Consider the following 23,425-nt stretch of genomic DNA (forward strand, 5'->3'; position numbering starts at 1 on the left):
CGCACGAAAAACGACGGCACGCATCAGCGCTTGTACAGCTCGCGAACGGCGTCTTCGATGTGCTGGCGCAACAGGTGCCGCTCTTCGGGCGTCATGTGCCCGTCGCGGCGGCGCTGTTCGAGATCGGGAGGCACGGCGGAACGGGCCGTCATGTCGGCGGCGCGATCGGGTTGCGACGCTTTGCCGCGCGGCAGCTTGCGCGACGGTGCGCCCTGCTCGGGGCGCTGCGCATACGCGAAGTTCGACGCATACGGACCGGCAAGCGCGATCGTCAGCATCAGTGCAATCCGGGCAGATCGCATGACCGTCCTCGCTTCTTTGGTCGATTTGTTCCCTTCGTCACGCGGCAACCGGCTACCTCTGGTACTTGAAAAACCCTGCGGAATTCGGGTGTGCAAAGATGAAAGATGGAGTGCAGGGGAGTATCTACCGAATTTCGGCTTCGAGTAAAGGAATCTATATAGCCTGCCTTTACTCGGCGCGACACTACGGGTAAATTTTGTAACCGACTGTAACGCACGAAAATACGCGGCCGTGCGTCAATTCCCATTCGCGATAAGATGCCGATCATGGAAACGAAAAACCCCTCCAAGATTCTCGTCGTCGACGACGACCCTCGCCTGCGCGATCTGCTGCGCCGCTACCTCGGCGAGCAGGGTTTCAACGTCTACGTCGCGGAAAACGCGACCGCGATGAACAAGCTCTGGGTACGCGAGCGTTTCGACCTGCTCGTGCTCGACCTGATGCTGCCCGGCGAAGACGGCCTGTCGATCTGCCGCCGCCTGCGCGGCAGCAACGACCGCACGCCGATCATCATGCTCACCGCGAAGGGCGAAGACGTCGATCGCATCGTCGGCCTCGAGATGGGCGCCGACGATTACCTGCCGAAGCCGTTCAACCCGCGCGAGCTGGTCGCGCGCATTCATGCGGTGCTGCGCCGCCAGGCGCCGGCCGAACTGCCGGGCGCGCCGTCGGAAACCACCGAGGTGTTCGAGTTCGGCGAATTCTCGCTGAACCTCGCCACGCGCACGCTGACGAAGTCCGGCCAGGAAATTCCGCTGACCACCGGCGAATTCTCGGTGCTGAAAGTCTTCGCGCGTCATCCGCGCCAGCCGCTGTCGCGCGAAAAGCTGATGGAGCTCGCGCGCGGCCGCGAATACGAAGTGTTCGACCGCAGCCTCGACGTGCAGATCTCGCGCCTGCGCAAGCTGATCGAACCGGATCCGGGCAGCCCGCGCTTCATCCAGACCGTCTGGGGCCTCGGCTACGTGTTCATCCCGGACGGCGCCGCCTGAGTTTTTTCTTCCCGGTTTCGCCCCGCCCACGGCCCGTCCCATGCGTATCGACCGGCGCCTTCTGCAGCTCGCGTTCGGCGGGCTGTTCTGGCGCACCTTCCTGCTGATCGCGCTGCTGATCTCGGTCAGTCTCGCCGCGTGGTTCCAGAGTTTTCGCGTGATCGAGCGCGAGCCGCGTGCGCAGCGCGTCGCGCTCCAGCTCGTCGCGGTCGTGAAGCTCACGCGCACCGCCCTGCTCTATTCCGATCCCGACTTGCGGCGCGCGCTGCTGCAGGATCTCGAGAGCAACGAGGGCGTGCGCGTGTACCCGCGCGAGAAAACCGACAAGTTCAAGCTGCAGCCCGACGAATCGCTGAACCGCCTGATCGAGCACGACATCCGCAGCCGCCTCGGCGACGATACCGTGATCGCGCAGTCGGTCAACGACATTCCCGGCGTCTGGATCAGCTTCAAGATCGACGACGACGATTACTGGGTCGCGCTCGACCGCGACCAGCTCGACAACGTCACGGGCCTGCAGTGGGCCGGCTGGGGGCTGTTCGCGCTCGCGCTGTCGCTGTTCGGCTCCGCGTTCATCACGAGCCTCGTGAACCGGCCGTTCTCGCGGCTCGCGCTCGCCGCGCGCCAGGTCGGTTCGGGCCAGGCGCCCGAGCCGCTGCCCGAGCGCGGGATGGGCGTCGCGGCCGAAACCAACCGCAGCTTCAACCAGATGGTGCGCGACCTCGAACAGCTCGAGGCCGATCGCGCGCTGATGCTCGCGGGCATCTCGCACGACCTGCGCACGCCGCTCGCGCGGCTGCGGCTCGAAACCGAGATGAGCCCGTCCGACCAGGCGACGAAGGATGCGATGGTCGACGACATCGAGCAGATGGACCGCATCATCGCGGCCTTCATCGACTACGCACGCCCGTCGCAGCGCAAGCCGGAACCGGTCGACCTGTCGTCGATCGCGCACGAAGTCGCCGCGCGCGTGTCGGGCGAGGACGGCGTCGAGATCCGCACGCGGCTCGCGCCGAGCGCGATCATCGAAGCCGACGAGACCGACATGCGTCGCGTGATCGGCAACCTCGTCGAGAACGCGCGCAAGTACGGCCAGAGCAAGCAGGACGGCATCTCGCGCATCACGCTCGAGACGCGCGTGTCGCATGCGCGTGTCGAACTGGCGGTGAGCGACGAAGGCCCCGGCATCCCCGAGGATCAACTGCCGCTCGTGATGCGACCGTTCTACCGCGTCGACACCGCGCGCACCAAGGCGGACGGCACGGGCCTCGGGATGGCGATCGTGCTGCGGCTCGTCAGCCGTTATCGCGGCGCGCTGCGCCTGCGCAACCGCCACCCCGAAGCGGGCCTGGAAGTCACGCTCGAGTTCCCGGGCGCCGGCAAGGCGCGTGCGACCGCGTGACACGCTCGCGCACGCATCTTGCGCGTCACACTATCGGCCCGGTTGATAAAAGCTATGAGGGTCGTTAGTCAAAATCTATTGAAGTGTCTTATTAATAGTGTTATAGTCTTCGGCATGCTGTCACATCATCGTTGCAGCACCGAGGTAGCTTGACTCAGTCTTCTTCCCAACTCACACAGGAGTATCCGCATGAAAACCGTGGGCGATAAACTCGAAGCATTCACCGTCGTAGCCGCGAAGCCGGGCTTCAACAATCATGAGGAAAACGGCCAGTCGGCGTTCGAGACGATCACCGAAGCGTCGTTCCCGGGCAAGTGGAAGATCATCTACTTCTATCCGAAGGATTTCACGTTCGTGTGCCCGACGGAAATCGTCGAATTCGCGAAGCTCACGAAGCAGTTCGAAGAGCGCGACGCCGTCCTGCTCGGCGGCAGCTCGGACAACGAATTCGTCAAGCTCGCATGGCGCCGTGAGCACAAGGATCTCGACAAGCTGAACCACTACTCGTTCGGCGACGTCAAGGGCGAACTGATCGACCAGCTCGGCGTGCGCGACAAGGAAGCCGGCGTGGCCCTGCGCGCGACGTTCATCGTCGATCCGGACAACACGATCCAGCACGTTTCGGTGAACAACCTGAACGTCGGCCGCAGCCCGGAAGAAGTCCTGCGTATTCTGGACGGCCTGCAAACGGACGAACTGTGCCCGTGCAACCGTGCAGTCGGCGGCGCAACGCTGTAAGCGCATCGATGCACGAAGCCCGCGGCGCACGTCCTGCCTGCGGGCTTTTTTAACGGCCAACCCATAGGAGATATCAATGGAATTCATCGACTCGATTAAGGCGCGTATCCCCGACTACGCGAAGGACATTCGCCTGAACCTCGACGGCACGATCTCGCGCTCGTCGCTCGAAGGCACCGACGCGGTCGGCGTGGCGCTGGCGGCGGCCATCGCAGCGAAGAGCACGGTGCTCGTGAAGACGATCCGCGAAGCCGGCGTGCTGTCGCCCGAAGAGACGAACGCCGTGCTGACGGCGGCCGCGCTGATGGGGATGAACAACACGTGGTATCCGTATGTCGAGATGGCCGACGACGCCGACCTGAAGACGCAGCGCGCCGAATTGCGGATGGGCGCGTATGCGACGCACGGCGGCGTCGACAAGCGCAAGTTCGAGATGTACGCGCTTGCCGCGTCGATCGTCGGCAAGTGCCACTTCTGCGTGAAGTCGCACTATGCGCTGCTGAAGAACGAGCAAGGGATGACCGTCACGCAACTGCGCGACGTCGGCCGCATCGCGTCGGTGATCAACGCCGCCGCGCAGGTGATCGCCGCCGAAGGCGAATGAGCGAATGAGCGGTTGCGCGGCGCTCGCCATACGCGACGCCCGCTTCCAACGAAAATGCCACGCATGCGCGTGGCATTTTTCATTTCGGCGGCGCGGCGTGCGGCGCGAACCGCACGCCGCCACGGCCGGACGTCAGCCGCCCTGCTTCACCAGCAGCGCGGCGGCCTGCGCCTCGATCCCCTCGCCGCGGCCGAGATAGCCGAGCTTCTCGTTGGTCTTCGCCTTCACGTTCACGCGCTCGAGCGGCAGCCCGAGATCCGCGGCGATGTTCGCGCGCATCCCGTCGATATGCGGCGCGAGCTTCGGCGCCTGCGCGATCACGGTGCTGTCGACGTTCTGGATCGCGAAGCCGGCCGCCTTCACGCGCTCGGCGCACGCGCGCAGCAGCACGCGGCTGTCGGCGCCCTTGAACGCCGCGTCGGTGTCGGAGAAATGGCGGCCGATGTCGCCGAGCGCCGCCGCGCCGAACAGCGCGTCGGTGATCGCGTGCAGCAGCACGTCCGCGTCCGAGTGGCCGAGCAGGCCGCGCTCGTACGGAATCGTCACGCCGCCGATGATGAGGGGGCGTCCTTCGACGAGCTGGTGCACGTCGTAGCCTTGTCCGATTCTGAAATCCATGCGTGTTCCGATTGAGAGGAGTGAAAGTCAGGAAGCGTTTTCGGGGCGCGCGAGGATCGCCTCCGCGAGCGCGAAATCTTCCGGGTACGTGACCTTGAAGTTGCGCAGGCTGCCCTGCACGACGCGCGGCGTATGGCCGGCCCATTCGATCGCGCTCGCTTCGTCGGTCAGGTCGTGCCCTTCGCGCTGCGCGCGCAGGATCGCTTCGCGCAGCATGCCGATACGGAACATCTGCGGCGTCTGCGCCTGCCACAGCGCGTCGCGCGGCTCCGTGCGCGCGATCGCGTCGCCGCCGGCCGGCACGCGCTTGAGCGTATCGGCCACCGGCAGCGCGACGATCCCGCCGACCGGGTCATCCTTCAGCGTCGCGACGAGCGTGCGGATCAGCGCCGGCGTGATGCCCGGGCGCGCGGCGTCGTGCACGAGCACCCAGTCGTGGTCGGTCGCGCCGAATTCCGCCAGCTCCAGCAGCCCGTTGAGCACCGACGCCTGCCGCGAGCCGCCGCCGCAGCGACGCACCGCGAAGCGCAGGCCCGCGAAGCGGCGCGCGTCGAAATGGGTATCGTCGGGCGCGAGCACGACGAGCGTCTGCGCGAACTCGCTGCACGCGTCGAACGCGGCGAGCGTGTAGTGCAGCAGCGCGCGGCCGGCCAGCGTGCGGTATTGCTTCGGCACGGCCGAACCGGAACGGCTGCCCGTGCCGGCACAGGGAATCAGGGCGAAAAGTCGGGGAGTCACGAAGGGAAACGCCGGAAAGGTGAAATCGAGAAGCGGATTTTATAATAGGTCTTTCGTCTCGACCGGCGCACCGCGATGCGCCCGTGCACGCCACCCCTGTCGTCCCTATGCCAGATAACGCTTCCACCCCGTCCGCTTCACCCGTTGCCCGCGTCAAGCCCGGCCAGCGTTTCGCCTTCGACGGCGCGCACGGCTCCGCCGACGCGCTCGCCATCGCCCGTTATCTCGCCGACAACCGCCAGGACGTGCCGCTCCTCGCGGTGATCTGCGCGAACGCGGTCGACGCGCAGCGGCTGTCGCAGGAAATCCACTACTTCTCGCCCGACGCGCGCGTGCGCCTGCTGCCCGACTGGGAAACGCTGCCGTACGACACGTTCTCGCCGCACCAGGACCTCGTGTCCGAGCGGCTGGCGACGCTGCACGACCTCGGCGAGGGCCGCTGCGACATCCTGCTGGTGCCCGCGACCACCGCGCTGTACCGGATGCCGCCCGCGTCGTTCATGGCCGCGTACACGTTCGCGTTCGCGCAGGGCGAGCGGCTCGACGAGGCTAAGCTGAAATCGCAGCTCACGCTGGCCGGCTACGAGCACGTGAGCCAGGTCGTGCGGCCCGGCGAATACTGCGTGCGCGGCTCGCTGATCGACCTGTACCCGATGGGTTCGCCGCTGCCGTACCGGATCGACCTGTTCGACGACCAGGTCGACTCGATCCGCGCGTTCGACCCCGACACGCAGCGCAGCCTGTACCCGGTGCGCGACGTGCGCCTGCTGCCCGGCCGCGAGTTCCCGTTCGACGAGGCCGCGCGCACGGCCTTCCGCAGCCGCTGGCGCGAAACCTTCGAGGGCGACCCGAGCCGCGCGCCGATCTACAAGGACATCGGCAACGGCGTGCCGTCGGCCGGCATCGAGTATTACCTGCCGCTGTTCTTCGACGAGACGGCCACGCTGTTCCACTACCTGCCGCAGGACGCGCACCTCGTGTTCACCGGCGATCTCGAAGCGTCGATCCGCCGCTTCACGGCCGATACGAAGCAGCGTCACGCGTTCCTCGCGCACGATCGCGAGCGGCCGATTCTCGAGCCGCAGCGGCTGTTCCTGTCCGACGAGGATTTCTTCGCGTTCGCGAAGCCGTTCGCGCGCGTCGTGCTGCCCGCGCAGCCGGCCGGCGGCTGGGCGACCGCGCTGCCCGAGCTCACCGTCGACCGCCATGCGGAGGATCCGCTCGCGTCGCTGCGCACGTTCGTCGAATCGTCGGGCAAGCGCGTGCTGCTCACCGTCGAATCGGCCGGCCGTCGGGAAACGATCCTGCAACTGCTCGCGGAACATCACCTGCGGCCATCCTCGAACGACGATTTCGCGAGCTGGCTCGCGAGCGACGCGCGCTTCGCGCTCGGCGTCGCGCCGCTCGCGAACGGTTTCGCGGTGCCGGGCGAAGGTTACGCGATCGTCACCGAAACCGAGCTGTACGGCGCGCTCGGCCGCCGCGCGGGCCGCCGCCGGCAGGAACAGGCGAGCAACGTCGACGCGATGGTGCGCGACCTGTCCGAGCTGAAAGTGGGCGACCCGGTCGTGCACGCGCAGCACGGCATCGGCCGCTACATGGGCCTCGTGTCGATGGATCTCGGCGAAGGCGAGACCGAATTCCTGCACCTCGAATACTCGGGCGACAGCAAGCTCTACGTGCCCGTCGCGCAACTGCACGTGATCTCGCGCTACAGCGGCGCCGATCCCGACAGCGCACCGCTGCACGCACTCGGCTCCGGCCAGTGGGAGCGCGCCAAGCGCAAGGCCGCGCAGCAGATCCGCGACACGGCCGCCGAGCTGCTGAACCTGTACGCGCGCCGCGCGGCCCGCGAGGGCCACGCGTTCGCGCTCGACCCGCGCGACTACGTGAAATTCGCGGAAAGCTTCGGCTTCGAGGAAACGCCCGACCAGGCCGCGGCGATCGCGGCCGTGATCGGCGACATGACGAGCGGCAAGCCGATGGACCGCCTCGTGTGCGGCGACGTCGGCTTCGGCAAGACCGAGGTCGCGCTGCGCGCCGCGTTCATCGCGGTGATGGGCGGCAAGCAGGTCGCGCTGCTGTCGCCGACGACGCTGCTCGCCGAGCAGCACACGCAGACCTTCGCCGACCGCTTCGCGGACTGGCCGGTGCGCATCGTCGAGCTGTCGCGCTTCAAGACCGCGAAGGAAGTGAACGCGGCGATCGCGCAGATCAACGAAGGCAGCGTCGACATCGTGATCGGCACGCACAAGCTGCTGTCGTCGGACGTGCAGTTCAAGCGCCTCGGCCTCGTGATCATCGACGAGGAGCACCGCTTCGGCGTGCGCCAGAAGGAAGCGCTGAAGGCGCTGCGCGCGGAAGTCGACGTGCTGACGCTCACCGCGACGCCGATCCCGCGTACGCTCGGCATGGCGCTCGAAGGGCTGCGCGATTTCTCGGTGATCGCGACCGCGCCGCAGAAGCGGCTCGCGATCAAGACGTTCGTACGCCGCGAGGAAGAAAGCGTGATCCGCGAGGCGATGCTGCGCGAGCTGAAGCGCGGCGGCCAGGTGTACTTCCTGCACAACGAGGTCGAGACGATCGAGAACCGCAAGGCGATGCTCGAGGCGCTCGTGCCGGAGGCGCGCATCGTGATCGCGCACGGCCAGATGCACGAGCGCGAGCTCGAACGCGTGATGCGCGATTTCGTCGCGCAGCGCGCGAACGTGCTGCTGTGCACGACCATCATCGAGACTGGCATCGACGTGCCGAGCGCGAACACGATCATCATGCACCGCGCGGACAAGTTCGGCCTCGCGCAGCTTCACCAGTTGCGCGGCCGCGTCGGCCGCTCGCACCACCAGGCCTACGCGTACCTGCTGGTCAACGATCCGCAGTCGTTGACCAAGCAGGCGCAGCGCCGGCTGGAAGCGATTCAGCAGATGGAGGAACTGGGCTCGGGCTTCTATCTCGCGATGCACGACCTCGAGATCCGCGGCACCGGCGAGGTGCTCGGCGACAAGCAGTCGGGCGAAATCCACGAGATCGGCTTCCAGCTCTATACGGACATGCTGAACGACGCGGTGAAGGCGCTGAAGAACGGCAAGGAACCCGACCTCACCGCCCCGCTCGCCGCGACGACCGAAATCAACCTGCATGCGCCCGCGATCCTGCCGGCCGACTACTGCGCGGACGTGCAGGAGCGACTGTCGCTGTACAAGCGGCTCGCGAACTGCGAGCACGGCGACGCGATCGACGGCATCCAGGAGGAACTGATCGACCGCTTCGGCAAGCTGCCGCCGCAGGCGCACGCGCTCGTCGAGACGCACCGGCTGCGGATCGCCGCGAAGCCGCTCGGCATCGTGAAGATCGACGCGAGCGAGGCCGCGATCGGACTGCAGTTCGAGCCGAACCCGCCGATCGATCCGATGCGGATCATCGAGATGGTGCAGAAGCATCGCCACATCAAGCTCGCGGGCCAGGACAAGCTGCGCATCGAGACGCGCTCGCCCGACCTCGCGATCCGCGTGTCGACGATCAAGGAAACGCTGCGCGCGCTCGCCCCGAAACAGGGGGCGGCCGTCGCGGCCCGTTGATGCAGCGCCGACGCGGCGCCGATGCGATCCTGACGGGCGCGACGTTGCTGCACCGCATCGCGCCCGGCGAAGGCGGCCGGGCGCGTTTTTGAGTATGATTTCTCATTCATCAGACGGAGTTTTGCCATGTCCACTCCCGACGCGACGGCGCCGTCCGCCGCCACCGAACGCGATGCATCGCTCGTCAGCCTGCCCTGGGTCAAGCAACTCGTGTCGATGGACACGACGAGCCGCGTGCCGAACCTCGGCCTGATCGAGACGGTGCGCGACGCGCTCGCCGCGAAGGGCATCGCGTCGACGATCACGCACGACCCGCGCGACGGCTGGGCGAACCTGTTTGCCACCGTGCCCGCGCACGACGGTTCGACGAACGGCGGCATCGTGCTGTCGGGCCATACCGACGTCGTGCCGGTCGACGGCCAGCAATGGGACAGCGACCCGTTCGCGCCGGAAATCCGCGACGGCCGCCTGTACGGCCGCGGCACCTGCGACATGAAGGGCTTCATCGGCGCGGCGCTCGCACTGCTGCCCGAGATGCAGGCGACGAAGCTCGCGCAGCCGATCCATTTCGCGCTGTCCTACGACGAGGAAATCGGCTGCGCGGGCGCGCCGCTGATGATCGCCGATCTCGTGAAGCGCGGCGTACAGCCGTCCGGCTGCATCGTCGGCGAGCCGACCAGCATGCGGCCGATCATCGCGCACAAGGGCATCAACGCGTACCGCTGCTGCGTGCGCGGCCACGCCGCGCATTCGTCGCTGACGCCGAAGGGGCTCAACGCGATCGAGTATGCGGCGCGCCTCATCTGCCACATCCGCGACATCGCCGAGCGCTTTCGCGCCGAAGGCCCGTTCGACGAACTGTACGACGTGCCGTTCACGACCGCGCAGACGAGCACGATCCAGGGCGGCAACGCGATCAACACCGTGCCGGCCGAGTGCCGCTTCGACTTCGAATTCCGCAACCTGCCGACGCTCGATCCCGAACAGATCTTCGCGCGCATCGAAGCGTACGCGCAGGAAACGCTGCTGCCGCAGATGCTGCGCGAGCATCCGGGCGCCGCGATCGAGTTCTCGAAGATCGCCGCGGCGCCCGGCCTCGACGCGACCGAACAGGCGGCGATCACGCAGCTCGTGCGCGCGCTGACGGCCGACCAGGACAAGCGCAAGGTCGCGTACGGCACCGAGGCCGGGCTGTTCGCCCGCGCGGGCATCCCGAGCGTCGTGTGCGGGCCCGGCAACATCGAGCAGGCGCACAAGCCGAACGAATATGTCGAGCTCGCGCAGCTCGCCGGCTGCGAGCAATTCCTGCGCAAGTTCATCCGCAGCATGTCGGTCGACGCGCACTGACTGCCTCCCGCCACGCCGGCCCGCGTGCGCGGGCCGGCCCACTCCGCCACCCGCCACGTCATGTCGACTGAACAACAGGGCACGGCCCATACGACGATCGACGGCGAGCCGATTCCGACGCTCGACGAGATTGCCGCGCAGCATTTCGCGTTGTCGCCGTGGGTCGCGCGCACGCCCGTATTCGAGCGCGCCGACCTGCCCTCCCTCGAAGGCACGCACGTCAACTTCAAGTTCGAGCTGCTGCAGGCGAGCGGCAGCTTCAAGGCGCGCGGCGCGTTCACGCACGTGCTCGCGCTCGACGAAGCCCGCAAGAACGCGGGCGTCACCTGCGTGTCGGCCGGCAATCATGCGGCGGCCGTCGCGTACGCGACGATGCGGCTCGGCAGCAGCGCGAAGGTCGTGATGTTCCATACCGCAAGCCCGACGCGCATCGCGCAGTGCAAGCAGTACCGCGCGGAAGTCGTGCTCGCGGGCAGCGCGTCGCAGGCATTCGACCTCGTGCGGCGCATCGAGGCCGAGGAAGGCCGCTTCTTCATTCATCCGTTCAACGGCTATCACACGATCCTAGGCACCGCGACGCTCGGCTACGAATGGGCGACGCAGACGCCGGACCTCGACGCGGTGATCGTGCCGATCGGCGGCGGCGGGCTCGCGGCCGGCATGGCGACCGCGCTGCGGCTCGCGAATCCGCGCGTGCACGTGTACGGCGTCGAGCCGGAAGGCGCCGACGCGATGAGCCGCAGCTTCGCGGCCAATCACACGATCAAGATGAGCGCGATGCAGTCGATCGCCGATTCGCTGATGGCGCCGCATACCGAGGAATACAGCTATCAGCTGTGCCGGCGCCATCTCGATCGCATCGTCACCGTCTCCGACGATGCACTGCGCGCCGCGATGCTGTTCCTGTTCTCGCACCTGAAACTGTCGGTGGAGCCGGCCTGCGCGGCCGCGCTCGCGGCGCTCCTCGGCCCGCTGCGCGAAACGCTGCAGGGCAAGCGCGTCGGCGTGCTGCTGTCGGGCACGAACACCGATCCCGCCACGCTCGGCATGCACCTCGCGCACGCGCAACTGCAGCACTGACCACGCGTCGTGCGTGCGCAAACCGACCCGGGGTTATCCCCAGATTATGTTGACAGCCCTGTTGATAACCCGCCGGACAAGCGCGCAAGTGGTTGAGCGGGCGGCGTTTTGCGCGCGCGAAGGTCGATCGTCACGAAATGGGCAGATGCGGCGGCTGGCCGCATGCGCTGCGGTGCTCGCCCTGCTCGCCGGTTGCGCGGCGCCACCCTCGTCCACCTCCCCCGCGCAATCTGCGTCCTGCGCGCGGCCGGGCGAAAGCCGCATGCTGCAGGCCGACCTGCTGTTCGGGCGCGACATCGCCGGGCGCGGCCCCGTCACCGATGCCGAACGCGCGGCATTCCTCGCCGACACGGTCACGCCACGCTTCGCCGACGGCCTCACGTACTGGGACACGCACGGCCAGTGGCGCGACCGCGCGAGCGGCGCGATCACGCGCGAAGACAGTTTCGTGATCCGTATCATCGCCGACGATACGCCCGACACGCGTACGCGGCTCGCCGCGATCCGGCAAGCGTACGTCGAGCGATTTCATCAGCAATCGGTCGGCATGACCGTCGTGCCGGCCTGCGCGTCGTTCTGATTCACCGTCTTTGCCGCCCGGCCGCACGCAAAAAAACGGGCGCCCGAAGGCGCCCGTCGCATGCGCGGAGAACGGCGTATCGCTTACTTGCTCTCGAACATGTCCATGATCTGCTGCTTCTCCTGCGGCGTGACGGGCGGCGGCGCCAGCCCTGCCGCGCCGGCGGAACCGAGGGCGTCGTTCGCGCTGATCGCGTTCTCGGCCGGGTTGATGTCGACGTTCGCGACGAAGCCGTTGCCCGGCGTGCGATCGGCGTAGTACAGCTCGCCGTCGATCGTGGTCAGGCCGTCCGGCATCGGCATCTGCTGCTCGGGCACGCCGTTCAGCGCGGTGCGCATGTAGTTCACCCAGATCGGCAGCGCGAGCTGCGCGCCGAATTCGCGGCTGCCCAGGCTCTTCGGCTGGTCGAAGCCCATCCAAGCCACCGCGACGAGCGACTGCTGGTAGCCGGCGAACCAGCCATCCTTCGCATCGTTCGTCGTGCCCGTCTTGCCCTGCAGGTCGTTGCGGCCCAGCGCGTTGGTACCCGCGCCCGTGCCGGCCGTCGCGACCGAATGCAGCAGGCTGTTCATCACGTACGCGTTGCGGCCTTCGATCGTGCGCGGCGCCGTGCTGCCCGCGACCACCGGCTGCGACTTCTGCATCGGCTGGCCGCGCGCGTCGTCGACTTCGGCGATCAGGTACGGGTCGACCTTGTAGCCGCCGTTCGCGAACACCGCGTAGCCGGTCGCGAGCTGCAGCGGCGTCACGAGCCCCGCGCCGAGCGCCATCGGCAGGTACGGCGGCGTCTTCGCCGGATCGAAGCCGAAGCGCTGCGTCACGTACTGCTGCGCGTACTGCGTGCCGATCGACGCGAGGATCCGGATCGACACGAGGTTCTTCGAACGCTGCAGGCCGGTGCGCATCGTCATCGGGCCGTCCGGCTGGTCGTCGTCCTTCGGCTCCCACGCGGTGCCGCCCGGCACGCTCGGCGGGAAGTACAGCGGCGCGTCGTTGATCATCGTCGCCGGCCCGAGCCCCTTGTCGAGCGACGCCGAGTAGATGAACGGCTTGAACGACGAGCCCGGCTGCCGCCACGCCTGCGTCACGTGGTTGAACTTGCTCTTGTTGAAGTCGAAGCCGCCGACGAGCGAGCGGATCGCGCCGTCCTGCGGCGCGATCGCGACGAGCGCGCCTTCGACCTGCGGCAACTGCACGACCTGCCAGCCCGTCTTGCCGTCCTTCAGCACGCGCACGACCGAGCCCGGCTTGATGCGCAGCGCGTTGTTCGCGCGCGGGCCCAGCGCGGCCGACACGAAACGCAGCCCGGCCGGGCCGATCGTCGTGGTCGCCCCGCCGACGAACTGCACCTCGACCGCGTTCGGCGATGCCGACAGCACGACCGCCGATTGCAGGTCGCCGTTGTCCGGGTGGTCGGCGAGCGCGTCGTCGATCGCCTCGTCGCGCTCGTCGCCGGCCGCGGGCAGGTTGATCGACGCTTCGGGGCCGCGATAGCCGTGGCGGCGCTCGTAGTCGAGAATCCCGCGACGCACGGCCTGGTATGCGGCTTCCTGGTCGGCCGAATTGATCGTCGTCGTGACGGTCAGCCCGCGCGTGTAGGTTTCGTCCTTGTATTGCTCGTACATCATCTGCCGGACCATCTCGGCGACGTACTCGCCGTGCACCGCGTATTGATTGCCCGGCGTGCGCACGTGAATCTCTTCCTTGATCGCTGCGTCGTACTGCGGCTGCGTGATGTAGCCGATGTCGAGCATGCGCTTCAGGATGTATTCCTGACGCACCTTCGCGCGCTTCGGATTGACGACCGGGTTGTACGCGGACGGCGCCTTCGGCAGCCCCGCGAGCATCGCCGCTTCCGCGAGCGTGATGTCCTTCAGGTCCTTGCCGAAGTACACGCGCGCGGCGGCCGCGAAGCCGTACGAACGCTGGCCGAGATAGATCTGGTTCATGTACAGCTCGAGGATCTGGTCCTTCGTCAGGGCCTTCTCGATCTTGTACGCGAGCAGCATTTCGTAGATCTTGCGCGTGTAGGTCTTCTCGCTCGACAGGAAGAAGTTGCGCGCGACCTGCATCGTGATCGTACTCGCGCCCTGACGCGCGCCGCCGTGCATCAGGTCGGCCACGCCCGCGCGCAGGATGCCGAGGAAATCGACGCCGCCGTGCTCGTAGAAGCGGTAGTCCTCGATCGCGAGCACGGCCTTCTTCATCACGTCGGGAATGTCCTGGAAGCGCACGAGGCTGCGGCGCTCCTCGCCGAACTCGCCGATCAGCACGTGGTCGGCCGTGAACACGCGCAGCGGCACCTTCGGCTGGTAATTCGTCAGCGCATCGAGCGACGGCAGTTGCGGCGCCATCACGACGAGCGCGTAACCGACGATCAGCGCGCCGACCACCGCGAGCGTCGCGATGAGGCCGACGAACCACAGCGCGACGCGCGAGCCGAACGTGCGGCGGCGCCCTCCGCCTCCGCCACCGCGCTGCTGCGCACGGCGGCCGTCGTCGCGATCGTCGTCATCGGGGTAATAGGCTCCGGACGGCGAACGGCGCAGCGTGTAGTGGGGTTCGTTCCTGTCGGAAGAAGAAGGCGGTCGTTTGATAATTGGCATGTCGGAATGGCGGGCGGTCGTGGCGCCCTCGGACGCATGCGGAAATGCAAGCGGATGAATCAGAGTGGGTGCATCGAGATGCGGCTGTCACGTCGACAGACCCCGCCGCGCGGCGATCCGTTCCCGCGACGTGACAGCGCATTTTAATGAAATCGACCGGGGGCCTTCGCGATTTTTTGTAAAAATTCCCGCAATGGCGTGATTTGCGGCACGTATTGTCGGCATCCTCGGCCTATGATGGACACGCGACACGGCGCGTGCGCACGCGTTTCTTTCAGCCGCGAAAGGTTGGGCGTCCTGATGCACGAGCCGCTTGAACTCGCGCGTTTAAGCCGTATTTAAGTGAACCGGTGGTGTAATATCCGCCGGCTCACGCGGGCCGGAACCGTAGCGGGACCGAAGCGGAACCGAAGCGGAACCGTAGCGGAACCGTAGCGGAACCGTAGCGGAACCGTAGCGGGACCGTAGCGGGACCAGCTCGCAGCGGGCATTGCCGCGGTCACGCGGCGCCTTTCAACCACGGAGGATTTCATGTCGCTTTTCGACTCTATTTCGCGCACGATCAAAGGCCTGCTGAACGATGCGGCCGATTCGGTACAGGATCCGTCGCGCGACGCACGGCAGATCGTGCGGGAGCTCGACGACAGCATCGGCCGTGCCGAGAATTCGCTGATCGAAATCGAGGCACAGGTCGCCACCCAGCGCAGCAAGCGCGATGCGGCCGACGACAAGGTGAAGAAGTACGAGGACGGCGCGAAGCGTGCGCTGCAGGCCGGCGACGAAGCGCTCGCCCGCGAGGCGCTCGCCGCACAGTCCAACGCGGAAGCCGAGCGCGATGCGCTCGCGGCCGAACTGGCGACGCTCGAGCCGTCGGTCGACAAGCTGAAGGGGCAGATCGCCGACATGCGCCAGCGCCGCAACGACCTCAACGCGCGCTCGAACATCCTGCAGGCCAAGCAGGAAATCGCGCAGGCGAAGGACGTGGCCGCCAGCGCGCTGGGCGGCATCGGCGGCAAGAACCTGTCCGAGGATTTCCAGAAGCTCGAGGACAAGGTCGCGCTGCAGAATGCCCGCTCGGACGCGCGCCTCAATTCCGCCGACACGTCGAGCGGCAAGGCGCTCGAGGACAAGCTCGCCGCGTTGAACAAGGGCCCGTCGGTCGAAGATCGTCTCGCCGCGCTGAAGAAGCAGCTCGATACGCCCGCGCAGTAACCGCCGCCGCGAGCCCCCGCGTCGCGCCCCGGCCCGGGCGCGCGGCGCGAACCGATCGTCAGGAGACGGGCGCCTCGCGCCCGGTTCGACCATGAAGAAATCTCTCGCCGCACTCGGCCTCTCGCTGATGTTGCTGTCGTCCGTCGCGTTTGCGGTCCCGTCGCTGCAGCAGGTCGAGCAATCGATCGCGCAGCGCAACTGGCAGCAAGCCGACACGCAACTGTCGCAAGTCATCGATGCCCATCCGAACAACGCGCACGCGCGCTACCTGTATGCGCAGGTGCTGGACCGCGAAGGCCGCGCGTCCGACGCGCTCGCGCAACTGCAGCGCGCGAAATCGCTCGATCCGCAACTGAAGTTCACCGACGCGTCGCGCTTCGCGCAGACGGAGTCGCGCATTCGCGCCGATGCCGCGCGCGTGAGCGGCAACACGCCGTCGGCCACGCAGGCGGGCACCCTGCAGCCGGGGCTCGCTCCCGCCGTCGCGCCGGCCGAAAAACACGGCCCGTCGACCGGCATGTGGATCGGCCTCGGGCTGATCGTCGCCGTGATCGCGCTGGTGCTGCGCTGGACGCTGCGACGCGCGCGCACGGCCGACGACGGCCGCGCCGACGACGAACGCCGCACGCAGCTCAAGCGCGCGACCGACGTGCTGAACGACATCCGGCCGCTGAAGCTCGATGCGAAGCTGTCGACGGCGCCCGGCGCCGCGGCGCTGACCGGCGAGCTCGAAGCGATCGAGAACGACGCGCGCACGCTCGTCGAGACGCTCTCGAGCGGCAAGAATCCGGTGCCGCCGTATCGCGTCGATGAACTCGAACAGCGCCACGCCAGCGTGAAGGCGCGCGTCGAAGGCCGTCCCGACCCGGCGGCGCAGCCCGCGGCGCCGGCGAACGGCAGCGGCTCCGTGTACGCGCAGGAAGCCGACCGCATGACGGGCGCCCAGGGCCAGCCGTATCAGCAGCAGCCCTACCCGCCGCAACAGCCCTATCCGCAACAGCAGCCGCCCGTCGTGATTCAGCAAGGCGGCGGTTTCGGCGGCGGGATGGGCGGGCTCCTGACCGGCGTGCTGCTCGGCGAAGCGATGTCGGGCGGCCGCGAGCGCGTGGTCGAACGCGACGTGATCGTCGACGGCGAACGCCACCGGCAGGAGGCCGACCCGGGCTTCGACCTCGGCCGCGGCGACGATTCGAGCTGGAGCGACGGCAATGGTGGCGGTGGCGGCATGGACCTCGGCAGCAACGACGACGGCTGGACCGACGACAACACCTGAAGCACCGACGGCCAGGCGTCGACGTCCGTCTCGACGCCCGGCCGCGCACGCCGCGCGCTGCCGCATGGCCGCCCGCTGCCGACGCGCGGATTTGTCAATCATTTCAAGATGGACTACCGGCAATGGGGCACGTTCGCTATCATGCGGCCATCGGCGTGCCACCGACCCTCATTCGACGCAAGGCAATCCTGCGCGTCGCGGCACGCCTCCCCCGCCCCCCCAACAGGAGAAAGCCGCTCATGAGCATCATCAAGGAATTCAAGGAGTTCGCCGTCAAGGGCAACGTGATGGATCTCGCCGTCGGCGTGATCATCGGCGGCGCGTTCTCGAAGATCGTCGACTCGGTCGTGAAGGACCTCATCATGCCGGTCATCGGCGTGCTGACCGGCGGCCTGGATTTCTCGAACAAGTTCATTCTGCTCGGCACCATCCCCCCGTCGTTCAAGGGTAATCCCGATTCGTTCAAGGACCTGCAGGCCGCGGGCGTCGCGGCATTCGGCTACGGTTCGTTCATCACCGTGGCGATCAATTTCGTGATCCTCGCGTTCATCATTTTCCTGATGGTGAAATTCATCAACAAGCTGCGCAAGCCGGAAGAAGCCGCGCCGGCCGCGACGCCGGAAGACATCGTGCTGCTGCGCGAGATCCGCGATTCGCTCAAGCAGCGCTGATCGCGCCACGCTTCGCGTGCCAGGCCCGCCCCGTGCGGGCCTTTTTATTGCGCATGCGATGCACCGCCGCATGCGGCCCATCTCACTTTTTTGTGACGGGCGAATGCACGCGCGGGAAAAGCAGGTCTATGATGGAGACTAAACGACAGTACGGGCGCCAAGACGCTGGCTGTGTCGATCATGGCGAGCAGGTCGACGGGAGACATTGATCGTCGTACTGCACGAATGCAGCATTTTCGTGTGCTATAAAGGATCGACATGCGGCGTACATAGCCGGGAGTGGGTCGCATGAAAGTGCCGCATTTCTTGCAATTGTTTTTGAGGCGAGTGTTTATGTCCTTCCCGAAAAAACGTCGGCGTGCGCCGCAGGATGGCCAGGAGTCGTTCCTCGCGGTCTTGCGCCACTCGAAGCCGTTTGCCCAGCTCGACACCAAGATTGCCCGCGCCCGCGCGCAGGACGAGCCCGTCCTCTATGCGCACGTGCTGCCCGGCCTCGACGTGCTCCTGTGCAGCGTGCGCGGCGCGCAGCCGCCCTATCCGGCCATCGCCGAGCTGCGCAAGCGCTGCATCGAATCGATCGCCAACGCGCTCGAGCAACCGCTCGACGGCCTCGAGAACGGGGGTTACTGGTACGAAGCGAACGGCTTCGGCTTCCTCGTGTTCGCCAGTCGCGCGCGTGCGCGCATCCTGCCCGAGTTTGGTGCGGGCACGAAAGCGAGCCTGCGCGGCGGCCTCGGCCGCCAGAACGCCGGCGATACGACACCCCGCTCGCTCGGCTGATCCCCCAGTCATTCGATGGGCCGCCTCCGGGCGGCCCATCTGCCATTCACGCGCCCTGCTTGCCCGTCACGGCGCCTGCCGGCGACCGTTGCCCGGCCGCACGATGTCGATGAACGCGGCGAAATCGGCGCCGGCGAGCCCCTGCGCGGCGCCGAGCCTCAGCACCTGCTGCACGGTGGCCGACACGGGCATCACCGCGCCCGTGTCGCGCGCGGCGTCCGCGATGGCGTCGACATCCTTTTGAAACGTACTCAGCGCGCCGATCGCAGGATGGCCCCCCGACGTCATGCGCGGCACGAAGGTCTGCAGCAGCACCGAATCGGCCCATCCGCCGGCCAGCGCCTCGGCCAGACGCGCGGCGTCGATGCCGCTCGCCTGCGCCAGGCCGACCGCCTCGGCGATCGCGGTGACCGTCGCGGTGACGATCGCCTGGTTGCACAGTTTCGCCGTCTGGCCCGCCCCCGCGTCGCCCATGTGCGTGATGCGCGACGCGTACGTATCGATCAACGGGCGCACCGCGTCGAGATCGGCCGCGCGGCCGCCGGCCATCACCGCGAGCGTGCCGGCCTGCGCGCCCGGCACGCCGCCGGACACCGGCGCATCGACCCAGCCGACGCCGAGCGCGGCCGCACGCGTCGCATAATCGCGCGTGACGGCGGGCGGAATGCTCGAATGATCGACGATGCGCCGCACGCGGCGCGCGCTCGCGTCACCGGAAAGCAGCCCGTGCTCGCCGAACACGACGTCGCCGACCGCCCGGCCGTCGAGCACGCACACGAACGCCGTCTCGACGCGTTCGGCCAGCTCGCGCGGCGTGCCGACCACCTGCGCGCCGTCCTTCACCAGCGCCTCGGCCTTCTCGCGCGAGCGGTTCCACACGCTCACGCGATGCCCGGCCGCCAGCAAATGCCGAATCATCGGCGCGCCCATCAATCCCGGTCCGCAAAATCCGACTTCCACGTTCGTCGTCTCCGATATGGGTTGCAGTTGCCGCCCATCATACCTATCACTCAAGAAGCCGGGCACGCACGCGGGACCGTAGCGGGACCGAAGCGGGACCGCGCCTTGCACCGGCAAAACAGATCGATATCCCAGGGAGGCATCATGAGCGACCACGTGTACAAGATGATCGAGCTGACCGGATCGTCGCGGCAATCGAGCGACGACGCGATTCGCAACGCGATCTCGAAAGCCGGCAAGACGCTGCACAACCTGCACTGGTTCCAGGTGACCGAAACGCGCGGCCACATCGAAGGCGATCAGGTCGTGCACTGGCAGGTCACGCTGAAGGTCGGCATGCGCATCGACGACTGACGCACCCGTCGCCACCCGTCGCGCCGCGGTCCGGATCCGCGCAATACGGATCCGCGCGGCGCCGCGCGCCCATCCGTTCAGGCCCCTTGTCGCGGCCCGGCCGGCGGATACCTGCGGGTATCCATCTCTTGACGCTGATTTTCGTTCATATTAAAAACGATATACCCCACCCACTCATCGATCAGCCCAGCCATATAACCCGGAGATAACATGAGTCAGCAACGCGAGGCGATCGACACGTACCTCTTGCGCGTCTTGCACACCTTGTTGATGGAGCGCAGCGTCACGCGCGCGGCCGTCAAACTGAACCAGTCGCAACCGGCGATCAGCGCCGCGCTGCGGCGCCTGCGCGACATCACCGGCGATCCGCTGCTGGTGCGCGGCAAATCCGGCATGGTGCCGACCGAATACGGGCTGCGCCTGCTCGAGCCCGTGCAGAACGCACTGCGCGAAATCGAGCGCATCAAGTTCCAGCAGCACAACTTCGATCCGGCCACGTCGATCCGCTGCTACCGGATCGGCTGCCCCGACTACCTGAACGTGCTGTTCGTGCCGACCGTCGTCGAACGCTTTCGCCTGGCCGCGCCGAATGCGACGCTCGAGTTCCACTCGCTCGGCCCCGCGTTCGACTACGAGCTCGCGCTGGAAGACGGCAAGCTCGACATCGTCGTCGGCAACTGGCCCGAGCCGCCCGAGCAACTGCACCTGTCGAACCTGTTCGTCGACGAAATCGTCTGCCTGATGAGCAACACGCACCCGTTCGCGAAGCGCGGCGGGCTCACGCTCGACCAGTACCTGAACGCGCCGCATCTCGCGCCGACGCCGTACTCGGTCGGCCAGCGCGGCGCGATCGACGTGCATCTCGCGCGCGAACGGCTCAAGCGCCACGTGGTCGTCACGCTGCCGTACTTCAACCTCGCGCCTTACGTGCTCGTGAAGTCGGACCTGATCTTCACGACCACGCGGCTGTTCGCCGATCATTACGCGAAGTTCCTGCCGTTGTCGGTCGTGCCCGCGCCGCTCGACTTCCCGCCGATGCAGTACTACCAGCTGTGGCACGAGCGCTGCCATTACTCCGACGAAGTGCGCTGGCTGCGCAGCCTCGTCGCCGAAGCCACCCGCACGCTGATCGAGGCGTAAGCGCACAGGGCGCGCCCCGCGCGCGCGCCGGTCACGCCGTTGCGCGTGGCCGCGGCGGGTTGCGCGGCGGGCGGTGGCCGCCACGGCCGCGCACCCGATCCGTAACGTGCTGCGCGACCTCCGCGCCGACGCGTCAGCGCGACGCTTCCACGAGCGCGTGCGCAAGCGCGTTGTGGCGCTCGATCACGGGCGGCAGATCGAGCGTCGCCAGCCGCCCTTCGCGCACCACCGCCTTGCCGTTCACCACCGTGTACGCCGTCTGCGACGGCGCGCAGAACACGAGCGCCGCGACCGGATCGTGCAGCGCGCCCGCGAACAGCGGCTGACGCAGGTCGAACGCGGCGAAATCCGCGGCCATGCCGGGTCTCAGCGCGCCGATGTCGTCGCGGTTCAGCACCTTCGCGCCGCCGAGCGTCGCGATCTCGAGCGCTTCGCGCGCGGTCATCGCGTCGGGCCCGAAGCCGACGCGCTGCAACAGCAGCGCCTGGCGTACCTCGGCGACCATCTGCGCGCCGTCGTTCGACGCGGAACCGTCGACGCCGAGCCCCACCGGCACGCCTGCGAGCCGCATCTTCTTCACCGGCGCGATGCCAGACGCGAGCCGCATGTTCGAGCACGGGCAATGCGCGACACCCGTGCCGGTGCGCGCGAACAGGCCGATGCCCGCATCGTCGAGCTGCACGCAGTGCGCATGCCACACGTCGTGGCCGACCCAGCCGAGGTCTTCCGCGTATTCGGCCGGCGTCATCCCGAACTTCTCGCGGCTGTATGCGATATCGTTGACGTTCTCCGCGAGGTGCGTGTGCAGCGACACGCCGTATTCGCGCGCGAGCACGGCCGCGTCGCGCATCAACTCGCGGCTCACCGAGAATGGCGAGCACGGCGCGACCACCACGCGCAGCATCGCGTAGCGCCCTTCGTCGTGATAGGTCTCGATCAGGCGCTGCGTGTCGCGCAGGATATCGGGTTCGCGCTCGACGACCGAGTCGGGCGGCAGCCCGCCGTCGCGCTGGCCGACGCTCATCGCGCCGCGGCTCGCGTGAAAGCGCATGCCGATCCGCCGCGCGGCGCCGATGCTGTCGTCGAGCCGGCTGCCGTTCGGATAGATGTACAGATGGTCGCTCGACGTCGTGCAGCCCGACTGCAGCAGCTCGGCCATCGCGGTGAGCGTCGACACCTCGATCATCTCGGGCGTCAGGTGCGCCCAGATCCGGTACAGGTTCGTGAGCCAGCCGAACAGTTCGGCGTTCTGCGCGGCCGGCACCGCGCGCGTGAGGCTCTGGTACATGTGGTGATGCGTGTTCACGAGCCCCGGGATCACGAGGTGGCCGCGCAGGTCGAGCACTTCGTCGGCCGTGTCGGGCAGCTCGGCGCTCGGGCCGACCGCGACGATCCGGTTGTCTTCGATGTAGAGCCCCGCGTCGCGCAGCTCGCGGCGCGTGTCGTCCATGGTCACGAGCACGTCGGCGTGCTTGACCAGCAGCGTCGTCGGGCGGGATGAGGTGGGGTTCGGCGCGCGTGCGCCGGCGTGCTGCTCGAGATTCATGCGTTCTCCGCGTCGGTCTGCCTCCCGGGTTGCCCTGGAGGCGGTCACACAGCCGTTCGAACGCTGAATCGCGGCACGCCCCGGTGCCTGCGTCCGTTCGAACGCCCTGGCCCGGTTACCCGGCGTGCTCGCCGTCTTCGGGGTACGCGCGGGCCACGGGCCGACGCGCACGGCGGGAGGATCGCCCAAGCGCGCGCCGCGCACAATGCGCGATCCCGAATACCGTCCTTCAGGGATTCGGTATGGTACGCCGCCCGCCGCCCCGCCGGGCGCCCGGCATCCACGCGCGAAGCCCTGTCGGGCGGGCCGTCGACAGCCGCTCATGCGCGGCGCATTATCTTCGATATCGCGCACGTATTTGCACGGGGAACCTTTTTACAATGCCTGCACGGCGCTCGCTTCACGCTCGCCGACGGGTATGTAGCCACGTGACGTGGAGCCTCGATCCGCCGCACAGTCATGGATCGGGTCGCCGCCGAACCTCGCATTCACACAAGGACACAACGAATGGGAAAGCTCACTACCCACGTACTCGATACGGCGCACGGCCGTCCCGGCGCGGCCATCAAGGTCGACCTCTACGCGCTGGACGGCGAATCGCGCCGCGCGATCAAGACCGTGCTGACCAATAGCGACGGCCGCTGCGACGAACCGCTGCTCGAAGGCCCCGCGCTCGCCGCCGGCGAATACGAACTCGTGTTCCATGCCGGCGACTACTTCGCGTCGCTCGGCGTGAAGGTGCCCGAACCCCGCTTCGTCGACCGCGTCGTGCTGCGCTTCGGCATCGCCGACACCGGCGCGCACTACCACGTGCCGCTGCTCGTGTCGCCGTGGTCGTACAGCACCTATCGCGGCAGCTGACAGACGAATCAGCGCCCGCATCAAGACAAACGATCTGAGTCT

At 67.5% G+C, this 23,425-nt stretch carries 21 protein-coding genes; 15 read left to right on the forward strand and 6 right to left on the reverse strand.

The genetic code is table 11. The features are described from left to right. Nucleotides 1-23 precede the first annotated feature (23 nt). The gene (locus CFB35_RS10015) at nucleotides 24-302 is read right to left on the reverse strand and encodes a hypothetical protein (RefSeq protein ID WP_059585169.1); all 279 of its coding nucleotides are present in this window, start codon (nucleotides 300-302) and stop codon (nucleotides 24-26) included. A gap of 258 nt (nucleotides 303-560) precedes the next feature. On the opposite strand from CFB35_RS10015, the gene ompR reads away from it, so the two are divergent. The 4 genes from ompR to CFB35_RS10040 all read left to right on the forward strand — a co-directional run bounded on the left by ompR (nucleotide 561) and on the right by CFB35_RS10040 (nucleotide 4,039). Continuing rightward, the gene (gene ompR / locus CFB35_RS10025) at nucleotides 561-1,295 is read left to right on the forward strand and encodes a two-component system response regulator OmpR (protein WP_006478565.1); all 735 of its coding nucleotides are present in this window, start codon (nucleotides 561-563) and stop codon (nucleotides 1,293-1,295) included. Between the two features lie 40 nt (nucleotides 1,296-1,335). Further along, the gene (locus CFB35_RS10030; RefSeq protein WP_059585168.1) at nucleotides 1,336-2,697 is read left to right on the forward strand and encodes an ATP-binding protein; all 1,362 of its coding nucleotides are present in this window, start codon (nucleotides 1,336-1,338) and stop codon (nucleotides 2,695-2,697) included. Between the two features lie 189 nt (nucleotides 2,698-2,886). Next, the gene (locus tag CFB35_RS10035) at nucleotides 2,887-3,435 is read left to right on the forward strand and encodes a peroxiredoxin (RefSeq protein WP_034207560.1); all 549 of its coding nucleotides are present in this window, start codon (nucleotides 2,887-2,889) and stop codon (nucleotides 3,433-3,435) included. Nucleotides 3,436-3,511: 76 nt separating this feature from the next. Further along, nucleotides 3,512-4,039: a carboxymuconolactone decarboxylase family protein gene (locus CFB35_RS10040; RefSeq protein ID WP_006478562.1), complete on the forward strand. Its 528-nt coding sequence runs from the start codon at nucleotides 3,512-3,514 to the stop codon at nucleotides 4,037-4,039. Nucleotides 4,040-4,171: 132 nt separating this feature from the next. Here CFB35_RS10040 and ispF read toward each other — a convergent pair whose 3' ends face one another. Continuing rightward, nucleotides 4,172-4,657 (reverse strand): 2-C-methyl-D-erythritol 2,4-cyclodiphosphate synthase, encoded by a 486-nt coding sequence (gene ispF / locus CFB35_RS10045; RefSeq protein ID WP_059585167.1) that lies wholly within the window; start codon nucleotides 4,655-4,657, stop codon nucleotides 4,172-4,174. A gap of 27 nt (nucleotides 4,658-4,684) precedes the next feature. After that, nucleotides 4,685-5,395: a 2-C-methyl-D-erythritol 4-phosphate cytidylyltransferase gene (gene ispD / locus CFB35_RS10050; RefSeq protein WP_059585166.1), complete on the reverse strand. Its 711-nt coding sequence runs from the start codon at nucleotides 5,393-5,395 to the stop codon at nucleotides 4,685-4,687. 107 nt (nucleotides 5,396-5,502) lie between these two features. Between ispD and mfd the strand changes: the two genes are divergently transcribed. The 4 genes from mfd to CFB35_RS10070 all read left to right on the forward strand — a co-directional run bounded on the left by mfd (nucleotide 5,503) and on the right by CFB35_RS10070 (nucleotide 11,980). Beyond that, the gene (gene mfd / locus CFB35_RS10055) at nucleotides 5,503-8,973 is read left to right on the forward strand and encodes a transcription-repair coupling factor (protein WP_059585165.1); all 3,471 of its coding nucleotides are present in this window, start codon (nucleotides 5,503-5,505) and stop codon (nucleotides 8,971-8,973) included. 126 nt (nucleotides 8,974-9,099) lie between these two features. Then, a complete protein-coding gene (gene argE, locus CFB35_RS10060) occupies nucleotides 9,100-10,320 on the forward strand; it encodes an acetylornithine deacetylase (protein WP_059585164.1) in 1,221 nt (406 codons plus the stop codon). Between the two features lie 60 nt (nucleotides 10,321-10,380). Beyond that, a complete protein-coding gene (locus CFB35_RS10065; protein ID WP_059585163.1) occupies nucleotides 10,381-11,400 on the forward strand; it encodes a threonine/serine dehydratase in 1,020 nt (339 codons plus the stop codon). Nucleotides 11,401-11,545: 145 nt separating this feature from the next. Further along, a complete protein-coding gene (locus CFB35_RS10070; RefSeq protein WP_059585162.1) occupies nucleotides 11,546-11,980 on the forward strand; it encodes a DUF3574 domain-containing protein in 435 nt (144 codons plus the stop codon). A gap of 83 nt (nucleotides 11,981-12,063) precedes the next feature. Here CFB35_RS10070 and CFB35_RS10075 read toward each other — a convergent pair whose 3' ends face one another. Next, the gene (locus CFB35_RS10075) at nucleotides 12,064-14,586 is read right to left on the reverse strand and encodes a penicillin-binding protein 1A (protein WP_059585161.1); all 2,523 of its coding nucleotides are present in this window, start codon (nucleotides 14,584-14,586) and stop codon (nucleotides 12,064-12,066) included. A 531-nt stretch (nucleotides 14,587-15,117) separates the two neighbouring features. Between CFB35_RS10075 and CFB35_RS10080 the strand changes: the two genes are divergently transcribed. The 4 genes from CFB35_RS10080 to CFB35_RS10095 all read left to right on the forward strand — a co-directional run bounded on the left by CFB35_RS10080 (nucleotide 15,118) and on the right by CFB35_RS10095 (nucleotide 18,522). Next, nucleotides 15,118-15,798, forward strand: a complete 681-nt coding sequence (locus CFB35_RS10080; RefSeq protein WP_059585160.1) for a PspA/IM30 family protein — start codon at nucleotides 15,118-15,120, stop codon at nucleotides 15,796-15,798. A 91-nt stretch (nucleotides 15,799-15,889) separates the two neighbouring features. Continuing rightward, the gene (locus tag CFB35_RS10085) at nucleotides 15,890-17,071 is read left to right on the forward strand and encodes a tetratricopeptide repeat protein (RefSeq protein WP_059585159.1); all 1,182 of its coding nucleotides are present in this window, start codon (nucleotides 15,890-15,892) and stop codon (nucleotides 17,069-17,071) included. A 239-nt stretch (nucleotides 17,072-17,310) separates the two neighbouring features. After that, entirely contained in the window at nucleotides 17,311-17,742 is a 432-nt protein-coding gene (mscL, locus tag CFB35_RS10090; RefSeq protein WP_059585158.1) for a large conductance mechanosensitive channel protein MscL, read from the forward strand. A gap of 333 nt (nucleotides 17,743-18,075) precedes the next feature. After that, nucleotides 18,076-18,522: a hypothetical protein gene (locus CFB35_RS10095; protein WP_006488003.1), complete on the forward strand. Its 447-nt coding sequence runs from the start codon at nucleotides 18,076-18,078 to the stop codon at nucleotides 18,520-18,522. Nucleotides 18,523-18,588: 66 nt separating this feature from the next. On the opposite strand, the gene CFB35_RS10100 is transcribed toward CFB35_RS10095, so the two are convergent. After that, nucleotides 18,589-19,482 carry an NAD(P)-dependent oxidoreductase gene (locus CFB35_RS10100; RefSeq protein WP_059585157.1) on the reverse strand — a complete coding sequence of 298 codons (894 nt, stop codon included), beginning with the start codon at nucleotides 19,480-19,482 and terminating at the stop codon, nucleotides 18,589-18,591. A 144-nt stretch (nucleotides 19,483-19,626) separates the two neighbouring features. Here CFB35_RS10100 and CFB35_RS10105 point away from each other — a divergent pair, with 144 nt between their 5' ends. After that, nucleotides 19,627-19,836 carry a dodecin gene (locus CFB35_RS10105; RefSeq protein WP_006493215.1) on the forward strand — a complete coding sequence of 70 codons (210 nt, stop codon included), beginning with the start codon at nucleotides 19,627-19,629 and terminating at the stop codon, nucleotides 19,834-19,836. 210 nt (nucleotides 19,837-20,046) lie between these two features. Next, on the forward strand, nucleotides 20,047-20,976 hold the full coding sequence (locus CFB35_RS10110; RefSeq protein WP_006478550.1) for a LysR substrate-binding domain-containing protein: 930 nt from the start codon (nucleotides 20,047-20,049) through the stop codon (nucleotides 20,974-20,976). Nucleotides 20,977-21,109: 133 nt separating this feature from the next. Here CFB35_RS10110 and CFB35_RS10115 read toward each other — a convergent pair whose 3' ends face one another. Then, on the reverse strand, nucleotides 21,110-22,522 hold the full coding sequence (locus CFB35_RS10115; RefSeq protein ID WP_089464895.1) for an 8-oxoguanine deaminase: 1,413 nt from the start codon (nucleotides 22,520-22,522) through the stop codon (nucleotides 21,110-21,112). Nucleotides 22,523-23,029: 507 nt separating this feature from the next. Between CFB35_RS10115 and uraH the strand changes: the two genes are divergently transcribed. Next, the gene (gene uraH / locus CFB35_RS10125) at nucleotides 23,030-23,383 is read left to right on the forward strand and encodes a hydroxyisourate hydrolase (protein ID WP_089464897.1); all 354 of its coding nucleotides are present in this window, start codon (nucleotides 23,030-23,032) and stop codon (nucleotides 23,381-23,383) included. Nucleotides 23,384-23,425 lie beyond the last annotated feature (42 nt).

Origin of the sequence: Burkholderia sp. AU16482, from assembly GCF_002223285.1 — a bacterium.
Lineage (GTDB): Bacteria > Pseudomonadota > Gammaproteobacteria > Burkholderiales > Burkholderiaceae > Burkholderia > Burkholderia semiarida.